We start from the raw sequence: 25,201 nt of genomic DNA on the forward strand, positions 1-25,201 counted from the left end.
AGTTGAGAGTTTTGAGTTTTGAGTTGAGAGTTTTGAGTTGGGGGGTGGAAGGAAAAAGGGGGAGCTTGAGGGGGCTTTTGGGGAAGAGGAAGGGGTGGCAAAATAAACGTGTTGCTAGCCCGGTTCAGGTGAATGCTGCTTCTATTCTCCCCAATGTTTAATCTTCCGACTTTAATTTTCAATTTTCTTCTTGTCAGGAACTTACAGATCAATAACATTCCACTACTCATCCACCCATCCACCCATCCACTCATCTACCCCCTTCAAACTGGAATTTTATTTGCAAGCACCTCCCTTACATCCCCCAGCCCCACTCCCTGGTTAATTGCCGTTGCTCTGAACACGGTGCTGGCTGCGATCGCCTGGGTTGCTCCGAAAAAGTTGCTGACCCCAGCCGGACTGTTGCACGGTTGGTTTTTAGGGGTGCTGCTTTGGGGCAGTTTGGGCTGGCAGGGCTATGGAGTGGTGATGTTCTATTTTCTGGTGGGGTCGGCAGTGACCCGGATTGGCTTGGCAGAAAAGGAAGCCGCCGGAATTGCTGAGAAACGCTCTGGGGCAAGGGGACCAGAAAATGTCTGGGGTTCAGCGCTGGTGGGGGCATTGTGTGCAGTTGGAGTACTGCTGATAACCTCGCTGGAGGTAGAAGCAGGACAGGGGTGGATTCCCTTGCTACTGGTAGGGTATGTGGCAAGTTTTAGCACCAAGCTGGCGGATACGGTTGCCAGTGAGATTGGGAAAGCCTATGGTCAGCGCACATTTTTAATTACGACATTGAAGCCGGTTCCGCGTGGAACAGAGGGAGCCGTTAGTTTGGAGGGGACCCTGGCAGGGGTGGTGGCTTCTGTGGCGATCGCCCTGGTTGGTTGGGCAGTGGGGCTGATTCCCCTGTGGCAAATTGGAGTTTGTGTGATTGCGGCATTCATTGCCACTAACCTGGAAAGCGTGATTGGGGCAACATTGCAATCCCGCTATGGGTGGTTAACGAACGAAGTGGTGAATATTTTGAATACGCTGATTGGGGCGATCGCTGCCATTTTGATAGTTTGGGGTTGGCAAGTTGTCATGCAAGGCATCTATTAAACCCGGCATTGTTTGTTCATACAACTCAATAAAGAATATGATTCCAACTTATACTCTCGTTGTGTAGAAGAGCATCTTCCAGTTATGAACCAATGTTTTACTGAGATTAACGATCAAAGGAATCAACGAACAGAAGCCCATCCCTATGATAGAAATGGAAATTTGAGAATTAGAATTGAGAGATCAGAGTTAAATGAACTTATTGATAAGGAAAGAAAAGCTCTGGAAGAACTTTGCAACTTTAATTTCTCAACCTATCTGTTGAAGCTTCGCTCTAGTTCGTAACTATTCAGCCTCATTTGGAGGTTATTGTGCCTATTTCATAGTGGCTGTTTAGAAAACTCAACCTCAAATAGCTGTTTCAGCACCACCAGTGGATCCTTTTGGGGAAGGCTCATATTGACAAACAGGTTATGAGCCAGCTTTAACTGGGCTGTACTGTATTGCCTCTGGTTCTGAGCCTGGGACACTGCCAGACTGAGATCATGAAACCACTTAATCAAAACCGGGAGTGGGGTTTCCAGAATAATCGAGGTGCGATCGCTAGAAAATCTGAGAATTTGCCGCTTAAAATGGGCATTCATCAGGGTATAGGTGGTTCCTTCCTGAACCAACTTCCAGCGAGATTGGGGCATTGCCTTCTCACTCCAGGTAACCCAGAGGCGCATCCGTTTCAAAACTGCGGCTCCATCCTGCTGATTGATTAAAGCAAAGGTCAGGGGTTTAGTTGCTGGCAGTTCCAGCACCCGACGGGGGGGCTGGGAGGCTATCCCTTCAGAATCATTCAAAGCCTGTTCAAGTTTTGCCTGGGAAATCTGGGTGGAAATATTTTCATCTTTAAACCCATCATTCAATCCACCAGTGCAGGCAGGCACTTCATTGTCAAAGGGGTAACTGGAAACCCTTGGTGGATCTATATGGTTAAGCGATTTCGATCGCTCTAGCGCAGGTATGATTGTGGTCACTTCCCAACGGTAGCGATCTAGCCTGCCGCCTTCGTGCATACAAGCAGGGAAAGGATATGCCTGCCTGGCGATCGGTTGATGGGTGACTGGATCTACGTATTCCAGATGTAAATAAATTTCTGGTATATCATCCTGTTGTTTGGTAAATGTGTAATCGGGCGGCGGCGGTTGCAGGCAAATCAACCGAACAACTTGATTAATGGCAGGATTTGAGCAATCCCGCAACTGAAAAACATTGTGCGGTGAGTTAAAGATAATACACCCCTCTGCATCTAGAAAATAGGAAAGCGTACAGCCTTGAGGGATATAAAATAAAGCACCAATGTATCGGTCTAGCTTTGGTTTACGCCGCCTGAGATAAACGTAGTACTGGGTTGGTTGATCCAGTCCCCGGGATTGATAGCCGTAGTCTTTTTTGAGCAACAGGCGTGTATGGTGACTAGATGAGGCGGAGGATATGCCTCGTCGGTGGCGATCGCCAATTTCTCGCAGCCCAAATTCTAAAACCGTTTGAATCTGGTCAATTTCAAGCTGGGTCAGCAATTTCCGAATCAATGCCACTTTGCTTCTGGCGTGCAGTTGAACTGCCTGTTCCAGGATATCGGCATGACATTCAGCATCGCTTTCCAGAGGGACAGCCATTTCGGAGGACTCATTCTGAGAAAATGGCTCACTCACTGACTCAACATTTGGCTGAGAGTTTCGCTGAAGGGTGGCTTGAACCAGCCCCTCATTCACACCCAGGGCAGGAACTTCACGACTCATAAAAGGAAGAAAATACAGGACTTGTTACCATCCGCTATGTTGAAATAGCGCAGCACACCTGAATCAACCAATTTTTAATAGGTTTATTCTATCCCAAACCTTTCTGGATTCAGTCAACCTGGGTAAAAGATTATGCAAAGTAAAGGTGAAATCCAATTAGAATCTTGAGTCAATCGAATTTTGAGTCAATAAGTTTAAGTTCCCCGAAATCTTTAAGATTCCGGGGAACTTAAACCATAAATCCAACTTGAGTATCATTCATTGATACCCGAAACTACGGATGGAATGCAGTCCAGGCGATTTGAATGCATCAAGCTGGGAATTATCTGAGCCATTGCACGGTTAATTGCCTGACAGCGATTTAGTTCTACTTCTGTTTGCTCGCGTTCGGCTTCGGCACGTTTGCGATCGCTAATGTCAAGTAAAACGCCATCCAGCCACAGTAAATTACCCTGCTGATCAAATACACCTTGTTTCCGTTCCGAGATCCACCGAATGTGCCCACTGGCATCGATAATCCGGTATTCGATTGAACAGCGGTAGCGATCGAGAACTGATTGGATCAATGAGTCAGTAATTAGTGATATATCATCTGGATGAATGATACTGAGATAAGACTGTGCCTGATTATTGAGAAAGCTTGCCGCAGAGTACCCGGTCATCGCTTCGATGCCATCACTGATATATTTCATGGTATAGGTTGCATCACACCGAAACACCGCTCCTGGAATATTAAATATTAGCGATTTGAGTTTTTCCTCATTGGCTTTTAGTTCGACTTCCAGGCATTTGCGATCAGTGATGTTATATCCCGTAATTACCACCCCATCAATTTCCAGCACCGAGGGAAAGGGTTGCCCTTGAATATATAAAGATATCCATTTCCCAGATTTTGCTCTCCACCAGCATTCAATTCCGGGGTTTTTGGGCTGAACCTGGTTGATCCATAATTGGAATGCCAGTTCAAACTCATTGAAGTTGGCGGGATGAATCAATTCCGTAATATGCCGCCCCAGCAGTTCATTCTCCTGGTAACCCAACAATTGTTCAACGGCAGGACTCATATAGATAATCTGTCCGTTGTTGCTGGTCTGCACAAATAAGTAGGGGCTGTTTAAGACGAATGCCTTCCACTTTTCTTCGGTTCTGACCAAAGCATTGTAGATTTTTCGGCTTTCAGTAATGTCTTCTAAAAGCGCAACGAAATAGTGGCGATACCCATCAACAGAGCCTGGTAATGTGATGAGTGAAACGGTGGCATTCATCCAGAGAACTTCCTGGTTCTCAGCCACCAGACGTTTTTCTATCGTATAAGAGTCTATCTCTCCTTGCAGTAGTTTTTGCCTCAAAGCCGCATCCACCAGCCGATCTTCTGGGTAAACGTATTTTTCCAGGTAAAAGGCTTCACGATCGCTCCTACCCAAAAGATCGTGTAGACGCTGATTGCACTGGATAACGGCTCCCTCCGGACTGATCAGAGCAGTCGCCAAACTGGAACAATGAAATCGCGCGATCGCTTGCTCGTATTCTGCAATCAGTTTTTGCCTGGTTGTATCTGAGTTAACTGCTTTTGCTGTTAAGAACATCAATCCAGCATCTCGATTGAATTGGAGGGAACATTCAATATCCCTCCAGTCGTCTCTTGTTTTAGAAAAGAAGTCCATCGCTTCCCCTTGCAGGGCACGCTCCCAAAGTCTGTCTAATATCGCCAATGTGGTTGATCCGGATGCAAAGTAATCAAAGAACTCAACTTCTTCAATCCTTGCGTGTAATAGCTCTAAAAAGCTTTGACTGGCGTAAATCGTCTGTCCACGATCGCTGTATATACAGATGGGACTGAGCGACCGCTCCAGAACTTCTAATGAATTGTGAGAATGAATCCCAGGAATATCCCAGAAAGTAAAAACCATCTTCCCTGTGTCCTTGCATTTCAGATGGAGCTATGGATTTCAGCATCTTGAACTCTGCAAGTCCGATACCGATTTACTTACTCTCTGATAGCTACACCCTATTTCTACCGTTGGTAGCTGCGACACCCGTGCTGATCAGCCAATGTGCATTTTATTGCATCACTGGCAGTGTTTGATTTCAGGGAACATCCAGGCTGACTTTTGACATATCGCCCATGACATCCTATCACAGCTAGATTGATTCACCCAGATTGATTCGTTGGCGGTACAACTTTCCATAACCCCTGAAGTTTTTAAAGATACCGATTGACCGCGATATTATATTTATTCATTTCTCTTCAACAAAAAACTTGTTTTATGCTTGTTTGTAGATTGTCACAGTGTCTGTGCCTTATTGTGTGTGCCAGTCGGATTTCACTCGGCAGCTCAGAAAACTAATTAGAACCATGCCGTTAAAGGGGTTCTAGTTAACTCAACCTCATTTTCTCTGCCTAGTTCTGTCATAAGGCATAGACATCAGCACTTTTGGTCACTATAATCTACTGAGACAGCTACACCGTCGTACCACTGAGTTACCTGGCAGCGTGCTGTCTACTCCTGGGTTGCCTACCACTGATTCAGAGTGACTCTTGAAATGGGTTAACCACAAATTTGGGTATTAGTTAAGTAAATAGATGGAATCAAATGTAGGCTAGGTTCGCGTTAGCGCAGCCATTCTGTGGGCTATGTAACCCATGCGGGTGTTGGCTTACGTGCCTCACCCCAACCTGCAGAGGTCTTCGATTTAATTAGCCCCACCTACTGATCAAGTGTTGGGTGTGGTAAAGCCAATGGGTGATGAGATTATTTGCCCCCCAGCCCCAATTTTTGGGGGAGATTTTTGAGTGTGAGGAAGTGAAGCCAGATTAACTGCGACAGGCTTTGTCGTCATTCCCACTGTGTAGAAGGTTGAATTGGTATGATTGGGCAACTATTAACCGGGCGCTACCTGATCCTGGAAAAACTGGGAGCGGGCGGATTTAGTGAAACCTATTTAGCCCGCGATAAATATCTCCCCCGCCATCCGTTATGCGTTGTCAAACGTTTACGGTTGTCATCGAACCATTCAATTTCACCAGAGACAGCCCAGCGATTATTTGAAATGGAAGCTTCGGTGTTAGAACGTTTAGGACAACATCACACCCAAATTCCAACCCTATTTGCCTACTGTCATGAGCAGGATCAGGTTTACCTGGTTCAAGAATATGTGGAGGGTGAAAATTTGGGCAGATGGTTTGCCCAGGGACAACGACTCACCTCAAAAACTGTCACTAAGCTGTTACGAGAATTGCTCCCAGTCCTTGATTTTCTCCATTCCCGTCGTGTGATCCACCAAGATATTAAACCTAGCAATCTAATTCGGCGAAAACGGGATGGCAAAGTGGTTCTAATCGACTTTGGGGCAGCCTGTATTCTGCCAGAACATCCGTCCCATACCCCTGTTGAAAGCGAAGATCTTTCTTTGGCGATTGGCACTCCTGGTTATATGTCTGATGAACAACAGCAGGGTATGCCCCAGCTAAATAGCGATCTTTATGCCTTAGGAATGCTGGTGATTCACCTATTAACTGGAGTTCACCCGCGGGAGTTTAAGCAAGATCTGATCTCTGGAGAAATGGACTGGCATCGCTATCTGGGCGAACAAACTGTCGAACCAAAACTAATTGTGATTCTGGATCGCATGGTACGGGTGAAACCAGGCGATCGCTACCCGCTTGCCTCAGATGTTTTAAAGGATCTGCGGACTCTGTCCAGAGTTAGACACGCATGGCAGCAGGCAGCAGGTTCCAAATGGCAGAAAGTGGTGCAGCAAGGTTTGATCCCCACTGCCCTTGTACTGGCAATGGGCGCAGTGGGAGGACCCTATGTTTATGCTTACAGCAAACAAGCCAAGATCCTTTTAACCCAGCTAGGGCAACAGTTTCGTAAGTCTGATGTTCACCTATCTATGTTACGAGAAGTGCCAGTTCAGTTTGAGGTGAGTCAGATGCTGATTGCGCCGAATAACCATCTTTTTGTGACTGCGGGTAGCGATCGCGTTTTGCGCCTGTGGTCTTTGCAAACAGGAACTATGCTCAAATCTCTCTACGGAAATGCGGCTGCTATTACTTCTATAGCCATCAGCCCAGATAGCAAATGGTTGGTCAGTGGTAGTGAAGACGGTACTATTCACCTCTGGAATACCGCGACTGGTAAGCCTTTGCGAGTATTTCGGGGACATCAGCATCCCGTAACCTCGATCGCCATCAGTTCAGATGCCCATCGGCTAATCAGCGGTTGTAAGGGTGGGATTTTGCGCCAATGGAACCTGGAAACGGGAATCCGAATGCAAACCCTGAAATTGCCTGATGCTGAAGTCACCGCAGCCGTCTATGGTGCCACTCCAAACAGTTTGATTAGTGCCAGCAGCGATCGCCAGATTCAGATTTGGGATTTGCGTACCGGGCAACTACACCGCACCTTTACCGGGCACACAGATGCGATCGTGGACTTACAGATGGCGAGTCAGGATACTCTGTTTAGCTTTGGCAAAGACCAGGGACTGGTGTGGGATCTCAACCGCGAAGAATTGGCAATGGTGTTCCCTGAAAAATCTGCCCACCCAATGACTGCATCTCTAAACAGTCAGACCCTTGCCACCGTTCACGACAACGGCAGCTTACGGTTTTGGACTCATAAAGCAGGACGACTGATACCCAAAGAAGCAGGCACATTGGGACAGAATGCCCGTGCCGCGATCAGTCCCGATCACCGTTATGTAATCAGCTCAAACCGCGATCGGCGTTTACGGATATGGGAGATCAGGTAGGTGTCAGGTGTCAGGTGTCAGGTGTTTGCCTGGTAATCGGTAATCGGTAATCAGTAAACCTCTGCCCTTTCATTTTCTGCCGCTTGTCAATTTCAAAACTCAAAACTCTCCACTCAAAACTTCTTCTCCTCCCTTCCCCAATTCACACAAGAGGTGCCCTATGTTGCACAAAGTTTCTGAGAAAACGATGCATAGTATCCGCTGGGTATTGACCCTGGGATGGTTTTTATTGATTGCATCGCTGTTTTATGACCCAATTACGCCGATGTGGACGCAGCCGGATAATCTGGCAAGTCCGTTTCGGATCGATCCCGATCGATGCATTGCAATTCGGAATGACTGTCTGTTACAAGTACCATTTTCAATGAGTGCGCTGATCTGGTGGGCGATGATTGTACCAGCGGCAATCTTTATTCTGCTGGTGTTTGGACATGAGTTTTGGCGGCGAATTTGTCCTTTATCTTTTCTGTCCCAAATTCCGCGGGCGCTAGGAATTCAACGAAAACGAAAAACCCGTGATCCGGTAACAGGTGAAGTGCGTTGGGAAGTGGTGACGATCGCCGAAACTTCCTGGCTAGGGCGAAATCATCTGTACTTTCAATTTGGGTTATTCGTCCTGGGATTGGGAATTCGCATTTTATTCATCAATTCCGATCGCATGGCTCTAGGTAGTTTTCTGATTGCCACCATACTCTGTGCAATCCTGATCGGTTATCTGTATGCAGGCAAAAGCTGGTGCCATTATTTTTGCCCAATGGCACCTGTGCAGCAGATTTATACAGGACCGCGATCGCTACTGGGGAGCCAGACCTTTCGAGAACAGAAACCAGCCATCACCCAGTCCATGTGTCGCACAGTTGACGCTCAAACAGGTAAGGAATTCAGTGCATGTGTTGGTTGTAAGGTAGCTTGCTTTGATATTGATGCTGAAAAGACCTATTGGGTAGAGCTGAAAAAGCCAGGGCGGCGGCTGGTTCAGTATGGCTATCTAGGAATGGTCATTGCCTTTTACCTGTATTACTTGCTCTATGCTGGGAACTGGGATTACTACTTCTCCGGTGCATGGACTCGTGAGAATGATCAAATTGCCAAAGTGTTTGACACTGGCTTCTACATCTATGGCTATGCCATTCCCATCCCAAAAGCGATCGCAGTGTTTATTACCTTTGGTGTTCTGATTGCAATCACAGTGACCATTGGTTTCATTCTAGAAAAACTCTGCCGCCGATTGGTGGTGTGGCGAGGTCGTCCTATCTCCCCAGAACAGGCTCAACACCTGACGTTTACGCTGTTTACTGTAGGGTCATTCTGGACCTTCTTTTCCTATGGAGCGCGTCCTTCCCTGAACCGGCTGCCCCTCTATCCCCTGCTGACCTTTAACGCGCTGATTGTTCTGGTTGGTTCTGTCTGGCTGTATCGCACCCTTAAACGTACCCGCGCCCAGTACGAACGGGAAAACATGGCGAACAGCTTGCGTCAACAACTGCAAAAACTATCCATTGATTCCAGCTTGCTGGAAGGGCGTTCTTTAGACGAGTTAACCCCCGATGAAATTTACACCCTGGTGAAAGTGATGCAAGGAGTTTCTGAACGAGTGCGGCTACAGACCTATATTGGTGTCGTCCTGGATTTGTTAAGTCAGAAAACAACTGATGTTTCTGGTAGTTTTGAGTTCTGTCGAAAGTTACGAGAAGATTTGCAACTTAAGGATTCCGATCACTTCGCCACGATTGAAGCGATCGCATCTACAAAGCCGGAAGTCCTCGCTTCTTCCCCATCTCAGGTATCCCAGTTTCACGAAGTCGATACCTTAGCTACCACAATTGCTAGACGGTCTAGAAAATCGGGAGAGTAGGGGATAGAAGTTGAGAGTTGAGAGTTGAGAGTTGAAAGTTGAAAGTTGAAAGTTGAGAGTTAGAGATATCGTCGCAGCTTCCATGTAAGCAATCTTGTGTAGGGTGGGCAATGCCCACCAAAGGAGGTTAAACGCATGTTGATCCTGAAATCGGTTAACTTTGAGCAGCAACAATTTCAACATCACCGGTTAGAGCAGTCCTATCCGGGGCAGCAGGAATGGTTGGTTGGACGCAATTCTACCTGTGATCTGGTTTTGTCCAGTCCCGAAGTCAGCCGGATTCATGGACGAATTGTTTACGCTGATGATGTCTATCATTTTGTAGATAATGACAGCACCTCTGGATCGTTACTGAATGGCAAAATGGTTACGGCTAAGGACAGGCACCGCCTTCGCCCTGGAGATTTGCTTCAGCTTGGGGAAACCTTTCTACATGTGGAAGAAGTGATGGCGCTCTCCTCTAATTCGGCTGTTTCTAACTCAGGTGCTTACCCTGTTTTCCAACAGCCAGAAAAACCGTGGAGCAATGAAGATTTGCTGTGTCGCTGTTGTCGCATCGTGGATGAAACACCGGATGTCAAAACGTTTTATTTCATGGCAGAGCCGCCTGTTCTGTTCAATTATCTGCCAGGGCAATTTGTTAACCTGGAGGTGACTATTGATGGGAAATCGATTATTCGTTCCTACTCTATTTCTTCATCTCCGACGCGCCCTTACCATCTCAGCTTGACGGTAAAACGGGTTGCCAGCCCTGTGGAAGACCCAGCGTTGCCCCCAGGTCTGGTTTCCAATTGGCTACATGATCATCTTCAGGAGGGCGATCGCTTGAAGCTTATCGGTGGTCCTGTAGGGCGCTTTACCTGTCTACCCCTGCCCGCCAAACTGCTGCTCATTTCAGCGGGGAGTGGCATTACCCCAATGATGTCCATGACTCGCTGGATTCAGGATACCCTGGCAGACTGTGACGTGGTGTTTGTCCACAGTGCCCGTACAGCAGACGATATTGTGTTTCGCAGTGAGTTAGAGGCGATCGCTGCCCAAATGCCCAATTTCCATCTAGCCGTGACGCTCACTCAACAGTCCCCCGGACGTTCCTGGATGGGACTCACCGGGCGGATCTCTGAATCTTTGCTGCAAATGGTTGCCCCCGATCTGCCTGAACGAGCGGTGTATGTTTGTGGACCAGAAGGATTTATGCGAGATGTGCGATCGCTCCTGGAAGGGCTGCAATTTCCCATGCAGAACTATCAGGAAGAAAGTTTTGGTCACAAGCGGTCAAAACCTGCTCAGAGAGAGCTTTTGTCTTCTGCGATCGATCCATCCCAATCTGGGATTGCAGTTTCTAACAACGGTAATGGTCAGTATCTTGATGAGCTAAATAAGCCAATTTCCGACAGATCTATTCCGGCACAGACGAACCCTGTGATTCGGTTTACCAAATCTGGGCAGGAGGTATTTGTCGATGGTAGTGCCTCAATTTTGGAGGTTGCAGAGCAGGAAGGCATTCAAATTCGGAGTGCCTGCCGGATGGGGGCGTGTGGAGCATGTAAGGTGCAGGTCTGCCAGGGACAGGTGCGCTATGACACTCAACCTACTGCCCTGACCGCCGCCGACCAGGAAGCAGGCTATGCCCTGGCATGTGTCGCTTACCCCGCCGACGAACTGGAGATTGATGTTTAGTCAAGGTCCAACCAATCTGCTGTTCGTTATCCCGCTCTACCCACTCTTCGAGAAGAGCAAAGCTCTAGAACCTAAATCCCTCTCCCAGCCAGAATTGGGAGAGGTTTTTCCACAATCGCACACACCAAAATCAATTATTTGACTATATAACCGCATGGTGATATTTTTGATGTTAGCCCTTTTGAGAGTTCAATGCTAAAAGCCGATGGACGATCCTAGCAACCTTGAACTTTGCTCTGTCTGCAAGTGATGTCTGGTTGCGGGCAGTATGGTGTTCATCAGCCTGTTCCTGTCGTTTATGGAGTCACAATTGCAACCATACTCTACAACAGAGAGGGTTACGCGATCGAGTTCCCATCACAATGGTTACTTCGGAACCCTATGCTAGAGCCAATTCAGGTAAAAGGATGAAGAGGCGTGATTGTAAGTGATATGGAAATGGTGTTCAAACTTGGTGAACTAGAGGAACTTGCTAGCCGGTTCAAGATCCTGGCAGAACCCACCCGGCTGCAAATTCTGGTGGTACTGTGCAATCAGGAAAGGAGTGTGCAGGAAATCTGCGATCGCACTGGGTTACTCCAGGGCAATGTCTCCAAACATTTACGATTGATGAAAGATGCCGGGGTTGTCGTTTGCCGCCGGGAAGGGGTTTGGCGCTATTACCGGGTAATTGATACGGAATTGCTTGCTTTATGCGCTCATGTTCACAGATCTCCCAAGAATCAATAAAACGCCTATTATGAAATGTCAAATTCGGAAGTTTTTTGCCTGGCTATTATTGGTCGGAGCAATTGTCCTCGGTGTTTTATTGGGGATGGGAATGCTAAATGCTCCCAGTGCTACCGCCGCCATCCGTCAACTGGAGGAAGCACCGGGACAGATAGTATATCAGTCGCGACAAGCCCTCAAAGATCAGCATGGCAACACCTGGCAGGCGATCGCTTTCAAGCGCACTCGTGCTGATGGTCCGGTCAGTTTTAACCTGCGGTTGGTTGGCTTTCCCAACGTGGTTGAAATTGATCGTTCCCAGCCTTTGACCTTAATGGATTCTCTGGGCAAAACCCTAACCGCTCTCAAGGACGAGCGCAACCTGTTTACGGATGCAGCAACACCCCAACCCAATGTCGGTCAGTACGACCTTCAACCCCTACTACCGCAGCTACAGGCAGAAATTCCTTTAAAGCTTTCGTTGCCCACCCTTCAGGATGAAGCAGTTCTATTATCGGTTCCACCGTCGTTAGTTCAAGAATGGCAAACCGTTTTCAGCTCCGAATAATTGTCATAATACCAGTTCAATATGAGTTTGCACTTAACAATGGGCTTAAGCGTCTTGTCTACCAAGCTTTCTTCTGTGCAGCTTCAAAGAGAATGGGTATATAGCGGTTCCTTTCTGGGTGAGGTATATCTCATCTGTTTGACTCAAGGGTTCTGCGGCTATCCATGTACCTCACTGGATTCAAAACCGCTATAAGCAGAGTTTGAAAGTTTAGGGAATAAAAATGAAATCAATTAAAAAACAATTTGACAACCCAGTTTTGCTCTCTCCGACTCAATTGAGATCACGTCAGAATCAACTGCTGATCATTGATGTGCGAGACTGGTTGGAATACTGGCTAGGACATATTCCGGGAGCACGGCGGTTGAACCAAAAGCGCATTCTTGAAGAGATTGCTAAAGATCAAGCGATCGCCGTCACCTGCCTCTCAGGACACCGAAGCGCAATCATTGCCCAATGGTTGGTAACCCAGGGCTATCACCAGGTCTACAACCTGAAAGGGGGAACGTTAGCCTGGCAGCATGTGGGCTATCCTTTGCAGCGTGGCAATTAAGCATAACCATTAGGAGATGGAATGATGGTGATGGACAAGCGATTTCATCCTCCCTTACAGACCTTTTTTCCAGCTTCGTAAAATCAGAACTTTCGGGTTGCTGGCGGGGTTAATACTGGTTTCAGGGGGGCTGATTGGTGGCTTGAAAGATGGCACCCCTGGGCAAACGAATTAAGCAAATTTCTGGTTACGAAGCTTCTGCTTTGTAACCCTTCCAGAGAAACTCCAGCTTCTCCAAACCAGCAGGGGAAGCTGGAGCTTGCAACAAACATTGTCAGGCGAGCCTGGCAACCAAAACACTAATGAAAGTCAAGTTTGAGATTCCGGAGGTCTGAGTAGTCCCTATCTACGCCGCTGCTTCTACCTGTAGGTCGCCGCAGTAGGTTTCATAAACCCCATCCAGAAATTGCCATAGAGCCGTAGCTGCCTTTTCAGCCACTTCCAGGGCTTCTGCCTGCTTTTCAGATGTATTGGCATGTTGCTCAATTAGCTTTAGTTCAGCCTCCGTGTGCCACACGTCAGCCTTCTCATGCACCGTAAAGAACTGGTAATCTTCACTGTTGGTCATGCCATAGAACTGCTTCAAACCGTCAATTTTGACGGAAGCCACTTCGGGAACTTGAGACTCGTAGGCGTATAGTGCCGCCAAACCAGCATAGAACGGAGAATTGAGGCACAGGCTGCGGAAGGTGTCTACCAGATTGGTGGTGGTCGGCAGGGGGGCAGTCTCCGCTAGTTCTGCTTCGGTGGCACCGAGGGAAAGGGCAAACCGCTTCCACAGGGCTGGGTGGTTGTTTTCGCCCCGCTCTTCCTCAATCAGGTTTTCCAGGATTTCTTGACGGGCTGAGATGGAACTATCAAATGCAGGGGTATTGAAATGGACCGCGCTCAGATAGGTGGGAAACGCCAGTACATTCCGAAAATATTGAATCGCGTAATGCTTCAGATGCTCACGGGTCAACTTGCCTTCTGTCCAGGCGACGTAAAAGGGGTGGGTCAGTAGGTGGTTTTGATCAACGGTTGCCTTTAATTGTTCACGAATTGCCATGCGTCCTCCACCGGGTATGTAAGCAGGAATCTTATTCACTATAAGGAGTCTCTGACGGTAGGGCAACACCCTGTAACACCGCCATTGGACCCACTTCCTTCAAGAACCTCATTTGGGGTTCGTTGCGAACCAGCAACGCTCCCGAAAACCCCAGGGAGTTGACGGCGATCGCCGCAAATTTTTCCTGCGATCTCGGCACCAGTAGCATCCACTCCCGTGTGATCAGCAGATTATAGGATCCCGCCTGCCATCCATCGGTCGTATTGTCCCGCGCCAGACCGACTGCCGCCAGCAAACGGTCATAGAACTCCAGGGTGATTTCTGCCCGCTTCAGAAGGGAGTCGGATGGTTGAAAGGTGAAGCGGGCGATCGCGTGTCGGAACGGAAGCAGGGCAGTAGTGCCCATGGCACGGGGAAAGTCTGCGGCTTTCAAGGCGGATTCAATCGGAACAGCCGGACCCTCTGGCAGCATCGGTAAGGGAATGAGTTGGAGATGCTTATGACGCTGGCTGGCACCCGCTTTTTGCCCACCGTTGTAGAAGACCAAACCATCGATCTCGTCCAGACAAACCCAGGTTGCTACGAAGTCCTCCAGCGTCAGTAACTTCTCCTGGTCTTCAAACCCACGGGTAATCATCAGCAGATGATAGTCCACCGCGTTGAATTTATTCAGCAGGCACAGGTGAGTCTCGGACAGGTCGGCAACAAACAGGTCTTCCTCATAGGGTAAAAACGGGTTAAATGGTTGCTGCGACTGAGCAGACACCTGTGCCTGCTGCTGTTTAGCCTCTTCCTTACGGGCAAGATTCGCCAACATGCGAACAATAAACTCAATGCCGTCCTGCTCCACCAATTCATAGGTTGTTGGAATCGATTTCAGGGCACCGCACCTGAGCGCATGTTCTGTCCGCTCAACCACTTTGCTCCATAACGTTCCCGGTGACAGAAGGCTAGTTGGTACAGACATGGGCTGTTTGTTGTTCGTTAATAGCGACTGGCTGTTTGCTTTCCCAAGCTACCACCTACCCCCTTCCGCCATCTACCGCCTGGCTAATGAATCCAAACCCCTGGCTCCTGAATTCTTTCCCCTTCCTAACAACTAACAACCAAAAACTAGCAGCTTTCCTCCCCTAACCACCTCCTGACACCTGGCACCTGAACATTTGCTATACACTGAACAAAAGCACTCTTTCGGCAAAAGAGCCATGCAGGCTAAAGAGCAATGTTATTCCCCAGAAGAGTATCTGGCAATAGAGGAAGCGGCTGAGTACCGGAGCGAGTATTACAGTGGTCAAATTTTTCCAATGGCAGGAGGCACCCCCAATCATAACCGCATCGCAGTCAATTTTGGTTCAGCCCTTAATACCGCATTAGCTGATCAAGCCTACGATGTGTTCATTAGCGATATGCGCCTCTGGATACCACAAGTAGAGCTATACACCTATCCAGATGTGATGGTGACTGCTGGGGAACTAGCCCTTGCAGAAGGACGAAAAGATACCATTACAAACCCATTGCTGATTGTAGAAGTTCTTTCAGAATCGACTAAGAACTATGATCGAGGCGAGAAATTTGAATTTTATCGATCGCTCCCCAGTTTCCAGGAATACATTCTGGTTGACCAGAGTAGAGTTCATGTTGAGCATTGTGTCAGGACGGCTGATAACAAATGGCTTTTGTCGGAATTTGGAAGCATGGATGCTGTACTGACCTCAGTTTCCATATCGTTTCAAATTGAGTTAACAACTATTTATAAAAAAGTACAGTTTTGAGCGATCGCTATTTCCACGTAAAGGCTCTTTGATTTTTGGGTTTCGCTGCACTCATTTAATCGAGATTGATCTGTTGTGAAGCGATGTGCTGATGCCGATGGATGGAGTCGAAGAGGCGTGGAATTATCGAATTTTGGTCAGTCGCAGTGAACAGCGTCCGGTGGCGGATTTGTATGGATTTAATCTACGAGAACCGATTCCCAGTTTTCCGTTACCATTGCAGGCGGAGGATAGTCTTCCCACCGTGGATTTGCAGACATTACTACCCGTTCTGACGAGGCGGGTTATGAATACCGCTTAGGATATCAGCGCCCAGTGCCGCCGCCTGCGTTGTCATCGGCTGATCAACAATGGGTAGATGAACTTCTGACTCCATTGCGAGGTCAGTGAGGGCAACCTAGATCGTCAACAATGGGTTTTGAATGAATGATGGGTGGAATGAGGCGATCGCCCAGATAATGAAAATTTGCTACGAAGAATGGGAAGTAGAGAATTAGCCAGTTCTTTGTGAAAAAATTGATGTTGAGGTAACCGATACCAACAAGGTGAGTGATATGACCAATACACTCAATGATAATCGCGATCGCTTTGATTATCGGCTTGAATGCGGGACAGAAAAGAATACCGATGCCAAACCAACGGCTGGCATTTTGTTAATCGGTGGTGCCGAAGGGGGGCGATTGGGAGAAGATGCCGCGACTCAATGGTTTCTGAAACGAGCAGATGGGGGCAATTATTTAGTAGTCCGCTCCGGTGGGACGGGTTCCCAAGCCGCCTGGATCTGCGATCGCTATCGAGATCTGATCGCCTCCGCGGCTGAACTGTCGATCGATAGTCGAGCCGCAGCGAACAGTCCAGCGGTCATTCAACATATTCGCAATGCCGATGCCCTCTTTATCGCGGGGGGCAATCAAAACGAGTATGAAGATTATTGGGAAGGGGCAGCCGTAGAAGATGCGATCAATAACTTAATCAATCGCAAAAAGGTACCTGTCGCCGGAACCAGTGCTGGGATGGCTATTCTAGGCGACTTCTACTATGTTCCTGCCCATGAAGGCGTACTGAGTTCAGAAATTTTGAATAATCCGTTTCACCACAATACGAAGGATATTTATCGGAGTGATTTTATTAAAGTCCCACTACTCAAACAGGTCATCACTGACACCCATCTCGATCGCCTGGATAAAGACCATCCTGAAACACGATATGGGAGACTGTTTGGGTTCCTGGCTAGAATTGTGCATGACAATGGCAATCAACTACCCGTTTATGGGATTGGTTTAGAAGAAGGTGCCTTTGTTGCGATCGATCAAAAGGGAATTGCAAAGGTGTTTGGCAATGGCACTACCCAAGGGCAAGATGCCTATTTTTTGCAAACTCAAGGAGCGGTACCTGAGCAAATTCAACCAGGGTTGCCCTTAATCTGGAATCACAACGGGCAGGCGGTTAAAGTCTATAAGATTTCAGGAACGCCTGAAGGCAGTGGAGGCTTTGACCTCAACCATTGGTCTTATGCTTCTGGTGGGGACTGGGAATACTGGTTTACCAGAGGTGGAGTTTCTGGTTTCAAGCGCCAGCCCATTTAAGTGTTTTTTGAATCCAGCAATTCCCAGTAGGGTGGGCACTGCCCACATTTTCCAAAAGCTTTGACTACGGCGCTTTGTGGGCGATGCCCACCCTACAATTTGTAGCTTATCCAATCGGCAACCGCTGTAAGCATTTTTTGAATCCAGTGAGGTACATGGATAGCCGTAGAACCCTTGAGTCAGTTCAACGTGATGGGCACGCAGGCTTTGCCCATCCTACGCTGGCTTGGGTACTTCAACGTTTGGTGATGGGCACGCAGGCTTTGCCCATCCTACGCTGGCTTGGGTACAGTCTTTATCGGAAGTCTCCAAGCTGTGCTGGGTGGGTGATCAGTCGGGTGATTTCAATGCCAGCGCTGGGTACAGGTTGAGCATTTGGTATTTTCCGTAAGGGGATGGACGAACAGGCACTTAGCCAGCAACCCCCTCAGCAGCTTTTAAGCAGACCCAATCTGCCGATAGCGTGCCTGCACAATATAGTAAAGTCCGTAAGCAATCAGACCGATCGCCACAATGCCTAAAACCCACGCCCCATAGGGTTGCTGTGCCAGGGATTCTAGAGCACCACCCAAACCTTGTACGTGCTTGGGGTCAGACTGCCGCGCTGCCTGAAGGAAAAAGAAACCAATGACTCCAAAAACAACACCCCGTGCCGCCAGCCCTAGTCTGCCCAGACGAGTCGTCCAGATCTGTTCCGCTTGGCTCATTTCATCCAGCTTCAACTCTCGCCGAAACTTTGCCTTATAAGCTCCATAAAACTGGTAAAAACCCAGCCCAATGAACAGCGCCCCAACCGTGCCGACCAACCACTGCCCAAAGGGCTGCGCTAACAGGCGAGCCGTCCAGTCTTGTGAGGCATGGCTACTACGATCGGCAGTACCCAAAACGATTCGTACTGCGGTTAGCGCTAAACCGAGGTAGATCAAACCATTGCCTGCATAGCTACAGCGCTGAAGCAGACCTTTTACATCGGTGCCCTTGTGATTCGGGTCAGCAACTGCCTCAACCAATCGCCACAGGGCATACCCTAACAATCCGAGCGCCACTAAACTTAGCAAAACTTGTCCAAACGGTTGGGTGACTATTGTGCGTAAGGCACCTTCGGTATCCGTTTTTTTACCGCCTATGCCAAATGCTGCCTGGGCTGCTAGTAAGCCAACCAATGCATAAACAATCCCTTTGGCTGCAAAGCCTAGCCGGGCGGACCGTTCCATCCAAGGGTTGGCTGCGACCTGTTTGGCTACTTGTTCCGCTTGCTGTCCAGCGTTTCCGGTGGATGAATGCCGCCACTTCATGACTGTTGCGTTTCCGGTTATGAGTTTGCAGGGTGATCCCAATCAAGCTGCGTTCAGCATAGCAGAAACCTGGTATGGCAAAGTGTTAACGGCGAGTGTAACCGTTGTGGTTGACTCATCTAATCAATCGCTCTAACCGTTGTCATGTCTCGTAATAACTGCTGATACTCGGCAGGAGTATCTAAATCAATGGCTCCCTTTGGGAAGGAAACCGGAAAAACTTGTTTAGCGTGCTGCTTGATTAAATACTTCGCTCCGACATTTCCATGCATCATCATTAACTCTGCAAACAGAGACCGATCAAACAGGGCAGGCACTCCGACAGTATTGGCGTAGGCAGAAGCAATCACTGGGCTTTGAGTCGTTTGATAGGTCGTGACTAATTGATTCAGTAACGGAGCGGAAACAAACGGTTGATCACATAGGACAATGACTACTGCATCCAAGTTCTGGTTGATTGCGGTTAGCGCTGTCATGCCAGTGGAAATTGAAGTACCCATCCCTTCTGTCCACTGATGGTTTTCAACCATATTCAGGGCAAGTGTCTCAACCGCTAACTTCATGCGCTCAGCTTGTGAACCTAACACCACCACCACTGGATCACAGCAAGAGGCGATCGCCACTTCAGCCATGTAGCGCAACAGGCTGCGCCCCTTAAACGATAACAATTGCTTGGGCGTTCCCATCCGGGTAGAAGCGCCTGCTGCCAAAAGGATTAAGCCGATGGTAGACATAGACACTCTGGATTGGGGTCGTGAATGGGAGCGTTACGATCTCTCAGCATCCCGCCGCTGCGGTTGGTTAAAACCGCTTGAATTTCTGCCACGATCGCCAACGCAATTTCCTCAGGCGTTTCAGCACCTAGATCAAGCCCAACTGGATGATAAAGGCGTTGCCGTTGAACATGGGTTGGGGTAAATCCTTCCCGGTGTAAATCCTGCAACAATTGCTGAGTCCGTTGTTTCGGTCCAAGCACGCCTAAGTAATGAATGGGAGAAGCTAACAGCGATCGTAATAGGGTTTGATCGTGCAGGTAATGATGGGTCATGACGACTGCGATCGTGCGTGCGTGTAACGTGAGATGGGTTTCAAGTTCATTCGGGTGGCAGAGAATGATTTCATCTGCTTGGGGGAAGCGATCGCGGGTTGCAAAGGCGGGTCGATGATCAATCACCGTCACATGCCAACCAAGTTGTTTTGCCAGTTGCACCACTGGAATGGCATCATACCCTGCCCCAAAGATCAGCAGTGGGACAGGCGGATGAATAACTTCGATCAGCACTTCAACAGAACCCTGATCCAACCCGTAGGTGAGGACTTGAGTTTTTTCTTCGGCAAGTATTCTGTAAGTGTCCTGCAACAGAAGTTTTAGCAGTTGAGGATTCGCAATTCCATGCGCCATTGTACCGTCAGATTTTAGGAACAATCGATCTGCAATTTGGACATCAACCTCTCCTTCAACGTGAAAGACCGTAGCGATCGCGCCCGGTTGATTTTGCTGAAAACAGTCTGCAATCACTTCGAGCTGGCGCTTGGCAGACTCTGGATGCAGCGACTCAATCAGCACTTGAACGGCACCATTACAACCCATGCCCAATCCCCAAATGAAGTCATCACTGGCAGTCGTGTCATATTGCACAGTGATTGGCTTTGCCGCTTGAAGCAACAACGGCTTTGCCCGTTCAAACACATCACTTTCCAGACAGCCGCCGCTAAGTGCCCCCACCATTTGCCCTGTTTCGGTCAACAACATGCGTGCGCCCGGTCTGCGATAGACAGAACCGATTGTTTTGACAACGGTAGCGATCGCCGATCGCTGTCCAGAACCCTCGCTCTGTTCAAATGCTTTGAGGATAGTTTGTAATTCTTTCATGACACGATATGTAACTAATTAGCCCTCATTTCAACCCTTCTCTTTGGGGCTACCGTGTATAAAGATCTTGGCTTCGTTGGAGTCTGGCTCTGGGGGACTTCCCCCCAGTCCCCCGCCGCTTGGGGTCCTAACTCCCCCAAACCCCCCGAAAGGGTCTAGCGTTGGGGCTTCAAGTCTAGCGCGACGAGAATCGGTCAACCATTGCTTCCACTTCAAAAACCAACCACTCCCCTTGCCACCCGTTTGCCCTTGCTTGAAGACCCAGTGGGATGAAGGTTGCGATTGACGACGAGATCGCATCGTTTTGGAGGGGGTGCGGGGGACGCAACCGTCACCTGCCACGGGGGGGTTGGGGGGCAGCCCCCCAAGCAGGGTTTTGGCATTCACCGTTGACTCTGCGATCACCTACCGATTCAACTTTCACACTTGTGTATACACAGTAGCCCAAAGGGCGAGGGGACAAGATTTCTAGCTCCCTTCTCCCTGGGGAGAAGGGTTGGGGATGAGGGCATCTATTCAGCAATACCTTTCTTTTGTAGAAATCACCCAAAGGGTGATCTCAGGCAATCAACTTATCGGGAAGGAGTGGCAAACTGCGGAGCCGCTTGCCCGTTGCGTGGTAGACCGCATTGGCGATCGCTGCTGAGACCCCCGTAATGCCAATCTCACCAACCCCGCGCACCCCTGCCGGATTGAAATTCAGATCCGGTTCACCGACGAAGGCAACATCAATGCGGGGAGTGTCTGCATGGGCAGGGATGTGATACGTTGCCAGGTCATAGACAACGGGATAGCCAGTATTAGGGTCAAAATGGCATTCCTCCATCAGAGCATGACCAATGCCCATAATCACACCACCGCGCACCTGACTGGCAGCAGCTTTGGTATTGATAATGCGACCAACATCCATGACCGACACCCAGCGCGTTACCCGCAGTCGTCCAATCTCTTCATCAACAGTGACTTCGCAGAAGTGGGCACCCCAGGACTGAAACGCCCATTTTTTCATTTCGTCACCGGGAGCGGACGAGGCGGAGGCTTCGATCGCTGCCCGTCCCGACTGCTGAAGCCCTGCACAGGCTTCGGTGGCAGTCGTGCAGTTAGCGCTTTTGAGAATCTCCTGACAGGCTTTGATAATCGTTGGGGCGAGAGAGGCAGTCATCTGAGAACCACCCGCCAAGCCGCCATCGGGAAACTGCGAGTCGCCCATTTCTACCCGCACGTTTTCCACAGGGACTCCTAAGGTTTCGGCGGCGGTCATCGCAACGACGGTATACGATCCCGTCCCCATATCATTGCCAGAGGTGAGGACATGGACGCTGCCATCGGGTAGCAAACGCACCTTAGCGGCAGTCGTACCCCGATAGCCAGGGAATGTGGACGCTGCCATACCCCAACCCACGAGTTTGCCATCGCGGGTGAGCGATCGCGGCTGCGGTCTGTCCTTCCAGCCAAACCGCTCTGCCCCAACCTGAAGGCAGTCGGCAAAATGTTTGGCGGAGAATGGTAAACCTTTACGCTGATGCTCCCTGGCTTCATTTTTTAGCCGCAGGTCAATTGGGTCGAGCTTTAGCGCCCAGGCAAGTTCATCCATTGCCGACTCCAGCGCCCACATCCCCGGATTCTCTCCCGGTGCCCGCATAAAGGTCGGGGTTCCAATATTCATCACTGCCAATTCTTGATTGAGCAGCAGATTGGGAGCGGCATACATGACAGGCGTGACAGATGTACAAGGCTCAACGAAGACATCAACCGGAGAGGTGGTAGATTTCACCTCATGTGCGATCGCGCTCAATCTGCCATCCGCGGCGGCGGCCAGTCGTACCGTTTGCTCTGTTTCAGACCGATGCCCTGTGTTGGCGGTCATCTGTCGGCGGCTCATGGCAACCTTCAGCGGACGCTTAATTTGGCGAGCGGCGGCGGCAGCCAAAATCCCGTGGGACCAGGGAAATGCTTTACAGCCAAACGCACCACCCAGGTAGGGAATCACGACTCGGACTTTTTCCGAGGGCAACCCAAACAATTCAGCATAGGTGCGCTGGCTAAGGGCGACCCACTGAGATGGCTCGTAAACCGTGAGTGAATCTGTCCCCTGCCAATGGGCAATGATGGCGTGGGGTTCCATCGGTGCGTGTAGCTCCGTTGAAGTCGTGTAAGTTGCCTCCATCTTCGTAGTGGCACTTGCCATCCCAGCGGCAAAGTTCCCTTTCGTAAACTTGAACTCCTCTCCCATCTGTGGTGGGGCTTCCTTGAAAATGGCGTTCTTAGCTTCGATTGTGGGGGGCTGGGTATCGTATTCGACCTGAACCAGTTGCGCGCCGTGTCTTGCCCGTTCAAACGTGTCTGCAATCACTAAGCCAATGATTTGCCCTGCATAGTGAACCTTGTCGTCTGACAGGGGCAACCGGGCTTCGTAGATTTTTGATGTCGCAAAGTTGTTGCTGGGCTTGAACACTTTGGGGGCATTGGTGTGGGTAAAGATGGCAATGATGCCGGGTGCTTTTTCTGCCTCGCGGGTGTAGATCGCCCGGATCCGCCCATTCGCGATCGTCGCTGTGACCACGTACCCATGCACCAGTCCCGCGACCTCGTGCTCTGCCGAGTAAGTCGCAGTGCCTGTGACTTTGGCGTATCCGTCTGTGCGGTTGACCGCTGTGCCAATGACCTTGTTCATGCAATCCCTCCTCCTTTGGCTGAAACGGCGAGGGCGCGTCTAATCGCCCGCTTGGCTAATTCAACTTTGAAGCCGTTGTGGGCAAGCGGCTTGGCTCCTTGCAGCGCAATCACTGCCGCCTGCTGAAATGTTTCGGTCGTTGCCGCTTTGCCAGTCAGAAATGACTCCGCTTCCGTAAACCGCCACGGTTTATGCGCCATGCCGCCCATTGCCAGCCGTGCTGTTTTGATGCGGTTATCCGCAAGCTCAACTGCCGCTGCGACCGAAACCAGGGCAAAGGCATAGGACGCGCGATCGCGCAACTTCAGATAAACACTGGATTTTGCAAAGGGAGCAGGGGGTAAAATCAGCGCCATAATCAGTTCTCCCGGTTCCAGGTTCGTGTCCCGCTGCGGGGTATCGCCCGGTAACCGATGGAAATCTGTAAACGGAATTTGACGCTTGCCTTTGGGTCCTTCGACTTCCACGATCGTATCCAGTACTGCCAGAGGAACGCACATATCAGAGGGATGCACTGCCACACACCGATCGCTGGCTCCAAACAGGGCATGGGCCCGGTTGATGCCGGTCAACGCAGCGCAGCCTGCTCCTGGTTGCCGCTTGTTGCAGTCAAAGGCGGTGTCGTAGTAATAGGGGCAGCGTGTCCGTTGCAGCAGGTTGCCGCCCACCGTCGCAACATTGCGAATTTGCTGCGAAGCACCAAGCAAAATGGCACGCGCCAACATGGGATAGCGACGCCGGACTTCGGGATGATCGGCAACGGCGGTGTTGGTGACCAATGCACCAAGCCGAAGACCGTCTCCCGTCTGCTCAATCTGCGTCATCTCCAGGCGGGTGATATCGATTAGTTGGGAGGGTTCATCCAGAAACACCTTCAGGCGATCGACCAGATTGGTGCCACCCGCAATAAACATCGCATCGGTACTGGCTGATGCCTGCTGCACGGCTTGTTTGACCGAGGTGGCGCGGACATAGGAGAAGTTTCTCATGCTGATACTCCTGCTTCACGCACTAACATCGCCGCCGCAGGAGAAGGCGGCGTTTGTCCGGTTGCCTGCTGGACGGCTGCAACAATCCCGTTGTAAGCGCTACAACGACAGAGATTACCGCTCAATCGCTCTTTGATTTCAGTTTCAGAAAGATTCGCCAATCGGGGCGGATTGGTCAAATCGGCTGTAACGGCACTGGCACAGCCTCGTTTCACTTCATCCAGTAAAGCAACGGAGGCACAAATTTGTCCGGGGGTGCAGTAGCCGCACTGAAACCCATCGTTCTCAATAAATGCGGTTTGTACAGGATGCAAGCTATTCCCCGTTGCCAGCCCTTCCACGGTGACAATCTGCTTGCCCTCCTGCATGACTGCCAGGGCGAGGCAGGAATAGACCCGCTCTCCATCCACCAGAACCGTACAGGCTCCACATTGTCCGTGGTCGCAGCCCTTTTTGCTGCCAGTCAGTCCCAAACGTTCACGCAGGGTGTCCAGCAGTGTGACCCGTGGTTCGATCGCCAGGGTTTGTGGCTTGCCATTAATAGTAAGGGTTACAGACATTTCACCTTGTCCAGGAGCGATCGCTGGTTTTTCAGTTTGAGCGGCTGTAGCTTGATTGAGCAATGAAGGAGCCGCGATCGCTGTTCCGGCTGCGGTCAACGCCTGCCCTAAAAAATTTCGTCGCGATTTATGTTTCTTGCCGTTTTCGGGGGGATGCATCAGCAATACCTTTGGTTTGCGTCCAATCAATTTCAAGACTATGTATGTCAAGACTATAAAGGAATCTCGATTTAGGAGAGTTCATCTCTATACAGGTTTATCCAAGGGGGCGTTGCTGAACGTGGGCATGAAAGCCAAATTCGCCCTCACCTAGCCCTTTCCCAACAGGTGAGGGCACAAGAATTTTAGTTTTCTTATCCCTGGGGAGAATGGTTGAGGGTGTCGCTGTTCAATATGAGTTTGCACTTAACAAGGGGCTTAAGCCCCTTGTCTGCCAGGCATTCTTCTGGGCAGCTTCAAAGAGAATTGGTAT

The 25,201-nt window shown here is 49.7% G+C and carries 23 protein-coding genes; 12 read left to right on the forward strand and 11 right to left on the reverse strand.

Features of this window, described 5'->3' with window-relative positions; all coding sequences use genetic code 11:
- Positions 1-153 precede the first annotated feature (153 nt).
- Positions 154-1,080: a TIGR00297 family protein gene (locus AC1S52_RS19045; RefSeq protein ID WP_482030623.1), complete on the forward strand. Its 927-nt coding sequence runs from the start codon at positions 154-156 to the stop codon at positions 1,078-1,080.
- A gap of 320 nt (positions 1,081-1,400) precedes the next feature.
- On the opposite strand, the gene AC1S52_RS19050 is transcribed toward AC1S52_RS19045, so the two are convergent.
- Together AC1S52_RS19050 and AC1S52_RS19055 are read right to left on the reverse strand one after the other, a co-directional pair.
- On the reverse strand, positions 1,401-2,810 hold the full coding sequence (locus tag AC1S52_RS19050; RefSeq protein ID WP_482030624.1) for a hypothetical protein: 1,410 nt from the start codon (positions 2,808-2,810) through the stop codon (positions 1,401-1,403).
- 254 nt (positions 2,811-3,064) lie between these two features.
- On the reverse strand, positions 3,065-4,720 hold the full coding sequence (locus AC1S52_RS19055) for a PAS domain-containing protein (RefSeq protein ID WP_482030625.1): 1,656 nt from the start codon (positions 4,718-4,720) through the stop codon (positions 3,065-3,067).
- A gap of 958 nt (positions 4,721-5,678) precedes the next feature.
- Between AC1S52_RS19055 and AC1S52_RS19060 the strand changes: the two genes are divergently transcribed.
- From AC1S52_RS19060 to AC1S52_RS19085, 6 genes are all read left to right on the forward strand, one after another.
- Positions 5,679-7,568, forward strand: a complete 1,890-nt coding sequence (locus AC1S52_RS19060; RefSeq protein WP_482030626.1) for a protein kinase domain-containing protein — start codon at positions 5,679-5,681, stop codon at positions 7,566-7,568.
- A gap of 160 nt (positions 7,569-7,728) precedes the next feature.
- Complete coding sequence (locus AC1S52_RS19065) at positions 7,729-9,423, forward strand: 4Fe-4S binding protein (RefSeq protein ID WP_482030627.1); 1,695 nt, start codon at positions 7,729-7,731, stop codon at positions 9,421-9,423.
- A 135-nt stretch (positions 9,424-9,558) separates the two neighbouring features.
- Positions 9,559-11,103 carry an FHA domain-containing protein gene (locus AC1S52_RS19070; protein ID WP_482030628.1) on the forward strand — a complete coding sequence of 515 codons (1,545 nt, stop codon included), beginning with the start codon at positions 9,559-9,561 and terminating at the stop codon, positions 11,101-11,103.
- A gap of 438 nt (positions 11,104-11,541) precedes the next feature.
- On the forward strand, positions 11,542-11,832 hold the full coding sequence (locus AC1S52_RS19075; protein ID WP_482030629.1) for an ArsR/SmtB family transcription factor: 291 nt from the start codon (positions 11,542-11,544) through the stop codon (positions 11,830-11,832).
- 10 nt (positions 11,833-11,842) lie between these two features.
- A complete protein-coding gene (locus AC1S52_RS19080; RefSeq protein WP_482030630.1) occupies positions 11,843-12,379 on the forward strand; it encodes a DUF3122 domain-containing protein in 537 nt (178 codons plus the stop codon).
- Between the two features lie 223 nt (positions 12,380-12,602).
- On the forward strand, positions 12,603-12,932 hold the full coding sequence (locus tag AC1S52_RS19085; RefSeq protein WP_482030631.1) for a rhodanese-like domain-containing protein: 330 nt from the start codon (positions 12,603-12,605) through the stop codon (positions 12,930-12,932).
- Positions 12,933-13,278: 346 nt separating this feature from the next.
- Here the strand turns inward: AC1S52_RS19085 and AC1S52_RS19090 are convergent, their stop codons facing one another.
- Together AC1S52_RS19090 and AC1S52_RS19095 are read right to left on the reverse strand one after the other, a co-directional pair.
- The gene (locus AC1S52_RS19090) at positions 13,279-14,019 is read right to left on the reverse strand and encodes a CADD family putative folate metabolism protein (RefSeq protein ID WP_482030632.1); all 741 of its coding nucleotides are present in this window, start codon (positions 14,017-14,019) and stop codon (positions 13,279-13,281) included.
- Positions 14,012-14,947: an ATP adenylyltransferase family protein gene (locus AC1S52_RS19095; RefSeq protein WP_482030633.1), complete on the reverse strand. Its 936-nt coding sequence runs from the start codon at positions 14,945-14,947 to the stop codon at positions 14,012-14,014. Before AC1S52_RS19095 ends, AC1S52_RS19090 begins: the two co-directional genes overlap by 8 nt.
- Before the next feature lie 238 nt (positions 14,948-15,185).
- Here AC1S52_RS19095 and AC1S52_RS19100 point away from each other — a divergent pair, with 238 nt between their 5' ends.
- From AC1S52_RS19100 to AC1S52_RS19115, 4 genes are all read left to right on the forward strand, one after another.
- Positions 15,186-15,752 carry a Uma2 family endonuclease gene (locus AC1S52_RS19100; protein WP_482030634.1) on the forward strand — a complete coding sequence of 189 codons (567 nt, stop codon included), beginning with the start codon at positions 15,186-15,188 and terminating at the stop codon, positions 15,750-15,752.
- Between the two features lie 91 nt (positions 15,753-15,843).
- Positions 15,844-16,053, forward strand: coding sequence for a DUF4058 family protein (locus AC1S52_RS19105; protein WP_482030635.1), 210 nt, complete (start codon positions 15,844-15,846; stop codon positions 16,051-16,053).
- Between the two features lie 253 nt (positions 16,054-16,306).
- On the forward strand, positions 16,307-17,338 hold the full coding sequence (locus AC1S52_RS19110; RefSeq protein WP_482030636.1) for a cyanophycinase: 1,032 nt from the start codon (positions 16,307-16,309) through the stop codon (positions 17,336-17,338).
- Between the two features lie 83 nt (positions 17,339-17,421).
- Complete coding sequence (locus tag AC1S52_RS19115; protein ID WP_482030637.1) at positions 17,422-17,709, forward strand: hypothetical protein; 288 nt, start codon at positions 17,422-17,424, stop codon at positions 17,707-17,709.
- A gap of 66 nt (positions 17,710-17,775) precedes the next feature.
- On the opposite strand, the gene AC1S52_RS19120 is transcribed toward AC1S52_RS19115, so the two are convergent.
- Complete coding sequence (locus tag AC1S52_RS19120) at positions 17,776-18,633, reverse strand: DUF1206 domain-containing protein (protein WP_482030638.1); 858 nt, start codon at positions 18,631-18,633, stop codon at positions 17,776-17,778.
- On the opposite strand from AC1S52_RS19120, the gene AC1S52_RS19125 reads away from it, so the two are divergent.
- A complete protein-coding gene (locus AC1S52_RS19125; RefSeq protein ID WP_482030639.1) occupies positions 18,632-18,769 on the forward strand; it encodes a hypothetical protein in 138 nt (45 codons plus the stop codon). The two genes, AC1S52_RS19120 and AC1S52_RS19125, sit on opposite strands and share 2 nt — an antisense overlap.
- Here the strand turns inward: AC1S52_RS19125 and AC1S52_RS19130 are convergent.
- The 6 genes from AC1S52_RS19130 to AC1S52_RS19155 form a co-directional block, all read right to left on the reverse strand.
- Positions 18,753-19,367 (reverse strand): nucleotidyltransferase family protein, encoded by a 615-nt coding sequence (locus tag AC1S52_RS19130; protein ID WP_482030640.1) that lies wholly within the window; start codon positions 19,365-19,367, stop codon positions 18,753-18,755. The two genes, AC1S52_RS19125 and AC1S52_RS19130, sit on opposite strands and share 17 nt — an antisense overlap.
- Entirely contained in the window at positions 19,349-20,506 is a 1,158-nt protein-coding gene (locus AC1S52_RS19135) for an XdhC family protein (protein WP_482030641.1), read from the reverse strand. Before AC1S52_RS19135 ends, AC1S52_RS19130 begins: the two co-directional genes overlap by 19 nt.
- Before the next feature lie 30 nt (positions 20,507-20,536).
- Positions 20,537-20,911: a hypothetical protein gene (locus AC1S52_RS19140; RefSeq protein ID WP_482030642.1), complete on the reverse strand. Its 375-nt coding sequence runs from the start codon at positions 20,909-20,911 to the stop codon at positions 20,537-20,539.
- A 154-nt stretch (positions 20,912-21,065) separates the two neighbouring features.
- Positions 21,066-23,180, reverse strand: coding sequence for a xanthine dehydrogenase family protein molybdopterin-binding subunit (locus AC1S52_RS19145; RefSeq protein ID WP_482030643.1), 2,115 nt, complete (start codon positions 23,178-23,180; stop codon positions 21,066-21,068).
- A complete protein-coding gene (locus AC1S52_RS19150; RefSeq protein WP_482030644.1) occupies positions 23,177-24,169 on the reverse strand; it encodes an FAD binding domain-containing protein in 993 nt (330 codons plus the stop codon). Before AC1S52_RS19150 ends, AC1S52_RS19145 begins: the two co-directional genes overlap by 4 nt.
- Positions 24,166-24,939 (reverse strand): 2Fe-2S iron-sulfur cluster-binding protein, encoded by a 774-nt coding sequence (locus AC1S52_RS19155; protein WP_482030645.1) that lies wholly within the window; start codon positions 24,937-24,939, stop codon positions 24,166-24,168. Before AC1S52_RS19155 ends, AC1S52_RS19150 begins: the two co-directional genes overlap by 4 nt.
- Between the last annotated feature and the right edge of the window lie 262 nt (positions 24,940-25,201).

It is taken from the genome of Kovacikia sp. CALU 1929 (assembly GCF_056784235.1).